Raw genomic sequence first — 9878 nt, 5'->3', positions numbered from 1 at the left:
TGGTGGGTCGTGCAGGATTCGAACCTGCGACCAATTGATTAAAAGTCAACTGCTCTACCAACTGAGCTAACGACCCACTGACGTGGTTACTGCCAACTACCAGGAAATTTTACTCACCGTTTTGAACTTGCAATTCCAAAACTGGTAGGTCGTGCAGGATGACGCGGCTTGCGCCTTGCCCTTCGGGCCATCACTGGGTGATGTTGTCTCGCTTACGCTCGACTCGAACCTTGACGGTTCTCATCCTTTCCGACTCAACGCTTGCCAATCCGTTAAGAATTGGTGGGTCGTGCAGGATTCGAACCTGCGACCAATTGATTAAAAGTCAACTGCTCTACCAACTGAGCTAACGACCCAATTTCCTTGCTGCTTTAACACCTTGCAAGATGTCTTGGCAACGGCGGCATATATTACTAATTTATCTCAGCAGCGCAACCTAAATTTTGACTCATCGGGTTCAACTGCTTGTTCTTCACACGAATGAGCCCGAAATTCGGCCTGATCGGCCAAATTCCGGGCTCTTTTTTGCTATTAACCTGCAATACGCTTGTTGGCCTGCTTGGCCGCATCGCTGGTTGGGTATTGCTTGATCACCTGCTGGAATACGGCTTTGGCTTTATCCGCCTGACCTTTTTCCTGCATGATGATACCGACCTTGTACATCGCGTCCGGCGCTTTTGGCGATTTCGGGTAATTTTTTACCACTACCGCAAAATAGTATGCCGCATCGTCTTTCTTACCTTTGTTGTAGAACAACTGACCAAGCCAATAATTGGCATTAGGCTGATAAGTAGACTTTGGATACTGTTTTATAAAGCCCTGAAACGCGGAAATAGCCTGATCGTACTGCTTTTTTTCCAGCGCCAGAGAGACAGCGGCATTGTAGTCACTGTTCTCGTCGCCCGTGCTGGCCGGAGCCGCCGGGGCACTGCTGCTAGCGGCGGAAGAAGCCGCCGCGGCAGCGCCTGCCGTAGCTGCAGAATTCTGAGCGCCGCCCTGCCCGAGGCTGTCTATCTGTTCATAGATTTGCTTCTGGCGTTCAACAACCTGGTTCAACTGATATTGGCTTTCCTGGATTTGACCACGAAGTGAGTCGATATCACGCTGGTTATCGGAGGCTTGTTGCTGGAGTTGGTTTAACAGCTGACCCTGAGCATTGGTGATTCGCTCAAGTGAGGTGACACGGTCTTCGACCGAGCCGGAGCCGACATTACTGATTGGCGCTTGGGCAGTAGCGGCCCATGGGACCGCTACGCCAACCAGTAACGACAGACTCAACAGGTGACGTCTGAAGTTACTGTTCATGCGATTCTCTTAGTAAACCAGAACGGCACGACGGTTTTTAGAGTAAGCCGCTTCGTCGTGGCCCAGTACTGCAGGTTTTTCTTTACCGTAAGAAACGATAGAGATCTGATCGGCAGAAACGCCTTTACCTTGCAGATACATTTTAACCGCGTTAGCACGACGTTCGCCCAGGGCGATGTTGTATTCTGGCGTACCGCGCTCATCCGCGTGACCTTCAACGGTCACTTTGTAAGATGGGTTGTTACGCAGGAAAGTCGCGTGCGCATCCAGCATCTGAGCGAACTCAGAAGAGATGTCATACTTGTCCAGACCGAAGTAGACAATGTTGTTCTTTTGCAGTTCTTGCATCTGCAAACGAGCTTGTTCTTCGGAAGACAGGTTGCTGCTGCCGCTTTCCATACCAGTGCCGCCTGCGCCTACACCAGATTGGTCGTTGTCCGCGCTTTTGTTAGAACTACAAGCTGCTACAGCCAGAACTGGCAGTGCCAGCAGAAGCCCTTTCAGCACTTTGTTCAGTTGCATTTCTTTGATCCTTTTATAGTTTGCCATACATATTTACACATGCATCACAGATACGGCGACCAGGCAGGGAATTTGACCTGTCCATCAGTTGCCGGAAGACGCGCTTTGAAACGCCCATCGGTCGATACCAATTGCAGCACGGAGCCCATACCTTGCGTGGAGCTATAGATCACCATGGTGCCGTTTGGCGCGATACTCGGCGTTTCGTCCAGGAACGTGTCCGTTAATACTTGAACGGCTCCCGATCCAAGATCTTGTTTGGCGATATGTTGAACACCGTTGTTAGTGGTCACCATCACCAGGAATTTACCGTCGGCGCTGACTTCAGAGTCCTGATTCTGGCCACCTTCCCAGGTCAGACGCTGTGCGGCACCGCCGCTTGCACTAATTTTATAAATCTGTGGCCGGCCGCCCTGATCGGAGGTAAACGCCAGAGACTGGCCATCCGGGAACCAGGTTGGTTCGGTATTGTTGCTGCGCCCGTCGGTCAGCTGAGTTATCTGGCCAGAGCCCAGGTTCATCACATACAGGTTCAGGCTACCGCTCTTGGACAACGCAAACGCCAGTCGGCTACCGTCCGGCGAGAACGCCGGCGCACCGTTGTGGCGCGGGAACGAAGCGATCTGACGGATGGCACCGTTAGACAGCGTCTGCACCACCAACGCGGAACGACCGCTTTCAAAGGTCACATACGCCAATTTGCTGCCGTCTGGCGACCAGGTCGGCGACATCAGCGGCTGCGGCGAACGATGCACCACAAACTGGTTGTAGCCGTCGTAATCGGCAACGCGCAATTCATACGGGAACTTGCCGCCGTTGGTCTGTACCACGTAGGCGATGCGGGTGCGGAACGCGCCCTTGATGCCAGTCAGCTTCTCAAACACCTCGTCACTGGCGGTATGCGCCGAATAACGCAGCCATTGCTTGGTTACCTTGTACTGGTTTTGTGCCAGCACGGTGCCCGGCGAACCGGAGGTGTCTACCAGCTGGTAGGAAACCAGATAACCGCCGTCAGCGCCCGGTTGAACCTGGCCGACCACGACTGCATCAATACCCAGCGCAGTCCAGGCCGCCGGCGTCACTTCAGACGCGGTGGTCGGTTGCTGTGGCATACGTGCCGCATCGATCGGGTTGAATTTGCCGCTGTTGCGCAAATCCGCGGCGACGATCTTGCCTACGTCTTCCGGAGGCGTGCCTGGACCCGCCCATTTGAACGGCACCACGCCAATCGGCCGCGCAGAGTCGACCCCCTGGGTGATTTCAATGCGAACTTCCGCGTGCAACACGGAGGCCCACAGTATTAAAAAACCTAGCGCTACTCGAAATGCCTGCTTCATCTCATCTCCCTTATCCAGGCGGGATGCCTGCGATAAATTAGCAGAATTTTAACAAACCAACGCAAACAAAACTACGTTTACCCAACGCATTTCAGGCGATAGTCGGGGCGTCAAAAACGCGCTCCTCCGGCGCTTGCGCTAACAAGCCACCGGCGGGCATACGCGCGGTCGACGACGCGACGGCTCGAAATCCAAGGGGCATAATCCCTGTTGGTTACCTTAGTACATCCCTGCCGTTTCACTCGGCTAAACAACCATTATTGCGGCTTGAAGGTAAGAGGAGCATTCTTAAATACCTCATAGACCGCCTGACTTGGCGGTTTAGGGATCCGCGCCTGTTTCGCCGCGGCGATGGCCGCCTGGCACAGCGCAGGATCGCCCCCTTCAGCCTTCACGCTAATCAGCAGACCGTCCGGCGCCAGTTTGATTCGCAAATCACACTGGCGACCTTTGTACAGGTCGGCGTCATAGAACTTGCTCTGGATGGCGGCGGTAATCTGCCCCAGATAGCCACTGATTTCTGCACCGCTGGCACCGGCGGTCTTGGCATTGCCCTGTCCGGCCGGCTTACCGTCGCCCTGTTGCTTGCCGCCGCCTTTTGGCGCGTTTTTACCGTCGGCCAGACCACCGAACAAATCTTCAACCTCGGAAGACTGCTTGGCGGCTTCTGCTGCGGCCTTTTTCTTCGCTTCCGCTGCCGCTTTCTTGGCGGCGGCGGCTTTTTCTGCCGCGGCCTTTTTAGCGGCTTCGGCCTTGGCTTGCTTCTCGGCCTCCGCTGCGGCTTTCTTTTCGGCCTCGGCGGTCGCTTTGGCTTCCGCCGCTTTCTTCGCTTCTTCCGCCTGTTTTTTGGCGGCGGCGGCAGCGGCGGCTTCTTTCTTGGCCTCGGCTTGCGCTTTCTTCTGAGCATCGGCCTGAGCCTTGGCTATCTTGTCCGCGTCGGCTTTTGCCTTGGCGGCAGCTTGCTCAGACGCCTTCTGTTGTTCTCTGGCCTTCGCTGCAGCGGCTTCTGCCGCCTTCTGCTGTTCCACTGCCTGCTTTTGTTGCTCGGCGGCCTGTTTTTGCTGCGCGGCCTGGGCCGCTTTTTCGGCTTCGGCTTTCTCTTGCGCCGCCAGACGTTCCTGCTCCAGCGCTTTCAGACGCTGTTGCTCTTCGGTCTGCTGCTGCCGTAGCTCTTCCGCCTGCTGCTCCGCTTTTTTCTGGCGCTGCTTTTCTGCACGCTGCGCGTCGTTGCTCTGCTGTTGCTGGCGGTTGTATTGCTCCACCACCGCGCCAGGATCGACCATCACCGCGCCGACCACCGAGCCGTCGCCGCCACCGCCGGCGCTCATTTCAGCGTTTTCGTGCAGCGATCCCCAAATCAACAGGGCAATCAATACAATGTGCAGAACCACCGAAACAATAACGGCGCGGTTCAGCTTATCGTTTTGCTCAGTTGCCTTTACCAAAATAGATTCCCAAAAACTGGTGCTTAAACGGGGCTCCCGAACCGCAGAACGGGAGCCGGGTTGCCATTCGCCTTACGGTCAGATTGGCTGGGTCATCAACCCCACGGAAGCCACGCCCGCCTGATGCAGAATATTCAATGCCTTGATAATCTCATCGTACGGTACTTCCTTCGCCCCACCGATCAAAAAGACCGTCTTCGGATTGGCTTCCAGGCGCGATTTTGCTTCCGCTGCCACCTGCTCCGGCGGCAACAGTTCCATGCGATCGTGATCAACCACCATGGTGTATTGCCCGACGCCGGACACCTCAAGGATCACCGGTGGATTATCGTCACTGGATACCGTTTTGGAATCGGTGGCGTCCGGCAGATCAACTTCCACGCTCTGGGTAATGATCGGCGCGGTTGCCATAAAGATCAGCAGCAGCACCAGCAGTACGTCCAGCAATGGAACTATGTTGATTTCCGACTTCAGCTCACGCCGTTTACGGCCACGTACTCTCGCCATACAACCTCCTACTTATTTGCTGTCGCTGGAGAAGGCCTGACGATGCAGAATGGCGGTGAACTCTTCCATAAAGTTGTCGTAATTCTGCTCAAGCTTGTTGACGCGCTGGTTGAGGCGGTTGTAGGCCATAACGGCCGGGATCGCGGCAAACAGACCGATCGCGGTGGCGATCAACGCTTCGGCGATGCCCGGTGCAACCATTTGCAACGTGGCCTGTTTCACCGCACCCAGCGCGATAAAGGCGTGCATGATGCCCCAAACGGTACCGAACAGGCCGATATACGGGCTGATGGAACCAACGGTCCCCAGGAACGGGATATGGTTTTCCAGCGTTTCCAGCTCGCGGTTCATTGAAATGCGCATCGCACGCGACGCACCTTCAATCACCGACTCCGGCGCATGGTTGTTGGCGCGGTGCAGGCGAGCAAACTCTTTAAAGCCGGAATGGAAAATCTGCTCTGAGCCGGTCAGGCTGTCTCGACGCGCCTGGCTTTCCTGATACAGACGGGAAAGCTCGATACCAGACCAGAATTTGTCTTCAAAGGCTTCGGCGTCACGCGTGGCCGCATTGAGGATGCGGGTACGCTGGATGATGATCGCCCATGAAGCCACTGAAAAGCATATCAGAATCAACATGATAAGCTTAACCAGCAGGCTCGCCTTCAAGAATAGATCTAGGATGTTCATGTCAGTCACTGCTTAAACTCCGCGACAATAGACTTAGGAAGCGCTCTGGGCTTCATTTGGTGTGGATCAATGCATGCAATCAATACATCCGCCTGACTCAACAGAGTCCCGTCGGCATTGACAATGCGTTGGGCAAACGTAAGGGACGCCCCGCGCATCTGGGTGATCTCACTCTGTACTTCCAACTGGTCGTCAAGACGAGCTGGCAGCAGGTAATCCACCGTCATGCGCCGGACAGCGAAAGCGATATTCTCACTGAGCAGCTGCTGTTGATGAAAGTTACGTTGACGCAGCATTTCGGTGCGCGCTCTTTCAAAAAAGGCGACGTAGCGGGCGTGATACACCACACCACTGGCATCGGTATCCTCATAATAAACCCGGACCGGCCATCGAAATAACGTATTACTCACTAGACTTCCCAGCAATGCAATTTAACGCTGCTACTATACGCAAGAGCGATCGGGTTGGGAATGGGTTACAAGAGGGGAACGAAAATAATTATGGGCCGCGAGAGCCCATATCATGGGGTGTAACGCATATTATAAAGAAACGTAAAGTAATCCAGCGGCAAGGATCACAATTGCGGGCAATGGCGCAAAAAAAGCGCGCCACAGCAGGCGCTGAGGCCGGAAACCGACGCCATGCACCATCCCGGCACACACCGCCCAAACCAGCAGGATGCCCTGCCAGATCTCCAGACTGCTGGTGCGCGCCGCAAAACGCGTCGGATCCCAGAATACGCTGCCGGCCATAAACAGCGCCAATGCCAGTGAAAGGGCCCGAATCGGGCCCTTGTCGACAACGGCATACAGCCTGTCAGTCAGCGAGCTCATCACTTGCCGTCTTGCTGGGCTTTGGCATCTTCGCTGTGCTCAAGCGCCAGCGCCGTGATGATACCGAAGGCGCAGGCAAGAAGCGTTCCGAGAATCCAGGCAAAATACCACATGGTTTAGCTCCTTATTCTTAGTACAGCGAATGCTTGTTGTTTTCGATGAAGTTCTTATCCAGCCGGCCAAACATTTTGTAGTATGCCCAGCAGGTGTAGCCCAACACGATTGGCACGAAGATGATCGCCACCACGGTCATCACTTTCAGCGTCAACAGGCTGGAGGTGGCGTCCCACATGGTCAGGCTCATGTTCGGGTTAGTACTGGACGGCATGACGAACGGGAACATGGTCACGCCGGCGGTCAAAATGACGCAGGCAATGGTCAGTGACGATGTCAGGAACGCCAGCGCTCCCCTTTCCAGACGTGAGAACAGCAGCGTGAACAGCGGTAACACCACGCCCAGCGCCGGCAGCGCCCACAGCGCCGGATAGTTGTTGAAGTTGATCAGCCAGGCCCCGGCCTGATGTGCCACTTCCTTGCGCAGCGGGTTGGATTCCGCCGCGGTGTTCAGCGCCGAGGTCACCACATAGCCATCGATGCCTTTCACCAGCCAGATACCTGCCAGCAGGAAGCACACCGCCATGATCAGCGTAGCGATCTGCGCCGCAGCGCGTGAACGCAGGTGAATTTCACCGGTGGTACGCATTTGCAGGTAGGTGGCGCCCTGGGTAATCAGCATGGTGAGGCTGACCACACCCGCCAACAGACCGAACGGGTTCAGCAGTTGGAAGAAGTTGCCGGTATAGAACAGACGCAGGTATTCGTCCATATGGAACGGCACGCCCTGCAGCAGGTTGCCGAACGCTACGCCAAACACCAGCGCAGGCACGAAGGAACCAACGAAGATGCCCCAGTCCCACATGTTGCGCCAGCGGCTGTTTTCCAGTTTGGAACGGTAATCAAAACCGACCGGGCGGAAGAACAAGGCGGCCAGCACCAGGATCATCGCCACATAAAAGCCGGAGAATGCGGCGGCGTACACCATCGGCCAGGCGGCAAACAACGCGCCACCGGCGGTGATCAGCCAGACCTGGTTGCCGTCCCAGTGCGGGGCAATGGCGTTGATCATCACCCGGCGTTCGGTATCGGTTTTCCCGATGATGCGCACCAGAATGCCAACGCCCATATCGAAACCATCGGTGACGGCAAAACCAATCAGCAGCACGCCAACCAGCACCCACCAGATAAAGCGTAGTACTTCATAATCAAACATACATGGACTCCTGTTTAGCGCGCTTCCTGCACGGCGGCAGTCGGTTGTTCAAAGTGATAGCGGCCAGTTTTCAGGCTGCTTGGCCCCAAACGCGCAAACTTGAACATCAGGTACATTTCAGCCACCAGGAACAAGGTGTACAAGCCGCAAATCAGCCCCATCGAGAACAGGATGTCGCCCACCGTCAGGGATGAGTTGGCAACCGCCGTTGGCAGCACCTCACCGATAGCCCACGGTTGACGGCCATACTCGGCAACGAACCAGCCGGCTTCTACCGCAATCCATGGCAGCGGCAAGCCGTACAGTGCCGCGCGCAGCAGCCATTTTTTCTGGCCGATGCGGCCGCGCACCACGCTCAGGAACGACAGACCGATGATGATCAGCATCAGCACCCCACAGGCCACCATGATGCGGAAGGCAAAGTACAACGGCGCTACGCGTGGAATGGAGTCTTTGGTTGCCTGGGCAATCTGCGCTTCCGTGGCGTCAACCACGTTCGGCGTATAGCGTTTGAGCAGCATGCCGTAACCCAGATCCTGCTTGGTTTTGTTGAACTCGGCGCGCACGGTCGGGTCCGTGTTGCCAGAGCGCAGCTCTTCAAGCAGTTGGTAGGCCTTCATACCGTTGCGGATACGCACTTCGTGCTGCGCCATCAGGTCTTTCAGACCGGTCACCTGGGTATCGGTAGAACGGGTGGCAATCAGACCGAGCGCATACGGGATCTGAATGGAGTAGGCATTTTCCTGTTTGTCCTGATTCGGAATGCCGAACAGGGTAAACGCCGCCGGTGCCGGCTGGGTATCCCACTCGGCTTCAATCGCCGCCAGCTTGGTTTTCTGCACGTCGCCCATTTCGTAACCGGATTCATCACCCAGTACGATAACCGACAACACGGCAGCCATACCGAAGCTGGCAGCAATGGCGAAGGAGCGTTTGGCAAAGGCGACATCGCGGCCTTTCAGCAGGTAATAGGCACTGATGCCCAGCACGAACATCGCGCCGGTGGTGTAGCCGGACGCCACGGTGTGAACGAACTTCACCTGCGCAACCGGGTTAAGCACCAGTTCGGAGAAGCTGACCATCTCCATGCGCATGGTTTCGAAGTTGAAGTCTGAAGCGATGGGGTTCTGCATCCAGCCGTTGGCGACCAGGATCCACAGCGCCGACAGGTTGGAGCCAAGCGCCACGAACCAGGTTACCGCCATGTGCTGGACCTTGCTCAAGCGATCCCAGCCGAAGAAGAACAGGCCGACCAGCGTTGACTCAAGGAAGAACGCCATCAGACCTTCGATAGCCAACGGCGCCCCGAAGATGTCACCGACGTAGTGAGAGAAATACGACCAGTTGGTCCCGAACTGGAACTCCATGGTCAAACCGGTGGCCACACCCAGGGCAAAGTTAATTGCAAATAACTTGCCCCAGAATTTGGTCATGTCTTTATAGATTTGTTTGCCGGACAGCACATATACCGTTTCCATAATTGCCAACAAAAACGCCATGCCAAGCGTTAATGGGACGAATAGGAAGTGATACATCGCCGTTAAAGCAAACTGTAAGCGCGACAGTTCGACAATATCAAACATCTTGACTCCTTGCTCCTCGCAGGAAGACTCCGAATTGCAATTATTGGTATTACCCCATCCAGAAAGCTAACCAATAACGCCCCGCAGTGAATGCCCTAAACACAACAATTTTGATCCAGCCTCTCGGCTTTCAGCTATGCACTCCAACCTGGACCAGACCAGGTATGAACGCACCACCGAAAACCGACAGCGGGTAACAAATGCAACAAGATCAACAATTCATAATTACATTATGATGATACTCGCCCAAACCCACACAATAAATAGGTTTTTACGTGACGCGGGTTGGAAATTTGGATACAGGTCAAAACGTAGCCAAAAGTGGTACTCGGGTGCAAATTGATCTGGAACAATTTAAGCCTAACTGGAGTTTATTTCCAGATTCATCA

At 55.2% G+C, this 9878-nt stretch carries 11 protein-coding genes, 2 tRNA genes and 1 other RNA gene; all 14 read right to left on the bottom strand.

The features are described from left to right. Positions 1–76, bottom strand: a tRNA-Lys gene (locus ACCC84_RS15655). A 66-nt stretch (positions 77–142) separates the two neighbouring features. After that, positions 143–265: non-coding RNA, RtT sRNA (locus ACCC84_RS15650), on the bottom strand. Positions 266–280: 15 nt separating this feature from the next. Then, positions 281–356: transfer RNA gene (locus ACCC84_RS15645), tRNA-Lys, on the bottom strand. A gap of 175 nt (positions 357–531) precedes the next feature. Then, positions 532–1305, bottom strand: a complete 774-nt coding sequence (cpoB, locus tag ACCC84_RS15640; protein ID WP_371902052.1) for a cell division protein CpoB — start codon at positions 1303–1305, stop codon at positions 532–534. A gap of 9 nt (positions 1306–1314) precedes the next feature. Then, entirely contained in the window at positions 1315–1827 is a 513-nt protein-coding gene (gene pal / locus ACCC84_RS15635) for a peptidoglycan-associated lipoprotein Pal (protein ID WP_039992356.1), read from the bottom strand. Between the two features lie 44 nt (positions 1828–1871). Then, positions 1872–3164, bottom strand: coding sequence for a Tol-Pal system beta propeller repeat protein TolB (gene tolB / locus ACCC84_RS15630; RefSeq protein ID WP_004965777.1), 1293 nt, complete (start codon positions 3162–3164; stop codon positions 1872–1874). A gap of 257 nt (positions 3165–3421) precedes the next feature. Then, on the bottom strand, positions 3422–4609 hold the full coding sequence (gene tolA, locus ACCC84_RS15625; protein ID WP_004965779.1) for a cell envelope integrity protein TolA: 1188 nt from the start codon (positions 4607–4609) through the stop codon (positions 3422–3424). Positions 4610–4687: 78 nt separating this feature from the next. Next, positions 4688–5116 (bottom strand): colicin uptake protein TolR, encoded by a 429-nt coding sequence (tolR, locus tag ACCC84_RS15620; RefSeq protein ID WP_004965781.1) that lies wholly within the window; start codon positions 5114–5116, stop codon positions 4688–4690. Between the two features lie 12 nt (positions 5117–5128). Further along, on the bottom strand, positions 5129–5812 hold the full coding sequence (tolQ, locus tag ACCC84_RS15615; protein WP_039992358.1) for a Tol-Pal system protein TolQ: 684 nt from the start codon (positions 5810–5812) through the stop codon (positions 5129–5131). Next, complete coding sequence (gene ybgC / locus ACCC84_RS15610) at positions 5809–6213, bottom strand: tol-pal system-associated acyl-CoA thioesterase (protein WP_039992359.1); 405 nt, start codon at positions 6211–6213, stop codon at positions 5809–5811. Before ybgC ends, tolQ begins: the two co-directional genes overlap by 4 nt. A gap of 129 nt (positions 6214–6342) precedes the next feature. Continuing rightward, on the bottom strand, positions 6343–6636 hold the full coding sequence (gene ybgE / locus ACCC84_RS15605; RefSeq protein ID WP_004965788.1) for a cyd operon protein YbgE: 294 nt from the start codon (positions 6634–6636) through the stop codon (positions 6343–6345). After that, positions 6636–6749 carry a cytochrome bd-I oxidase subunit CydX gene (cydX, locus tag ACCC84_RS15600; protein WP_004965790.1) on the bottom strand — a complete coding sequence of 38 codons (114 nt, stop codon included), beginning with the start codon at positions 6747–6749 and terminating at the stop codon, positions 6636–6638. The genes ybgE and cydX overlap by 1 nt, the downstream gene beginning before the upstream one ends. A 17-nt stretch (positions 6750–6766) precedes the next feature. Next, positions 6767–7906 (bottom strand): cytochrome d ubiquinol oxidase subunit II, encoded by a 1140-nt coding sequence (gene cydB / locus ACCC84_RS15595; protein ID WP_004965793.1) that lies wholly within the window; start codon positions 7904–7906, stop codon positions 6767–6769. A gap of 14 nt (positions 7907–7920) precedes the next feature. Then, positions 7921–9489: a cytochrome ubiquinol oxidase subunit I gene (cydA, locus tag ACCC84_RS15590; protein WP_004965795.1), complete on the bottom strand. Its 1569-nt coding sequence runs from the start codon at positions 9487–9489 to the stop codon at positions 7921–7923. Between the last annotated feature and the right edge of the window lie 389 nt (positions 9490–9878).

Source organism: Serratia odorifera, from assembly GCF_041448735.1.
Classification (GTDB): Bacteria; Pseudomonadota; Gammaproteobacteria; order Enterobacterales; family Enterobacteriaceae; genus Serratia_F; species Serratia_F odorifera.
The sequence above is the reverse complement of the archived record's forward strand: the minus strand, read 5'-3'. Positions and strand labels throughout refer to the sequence as shown.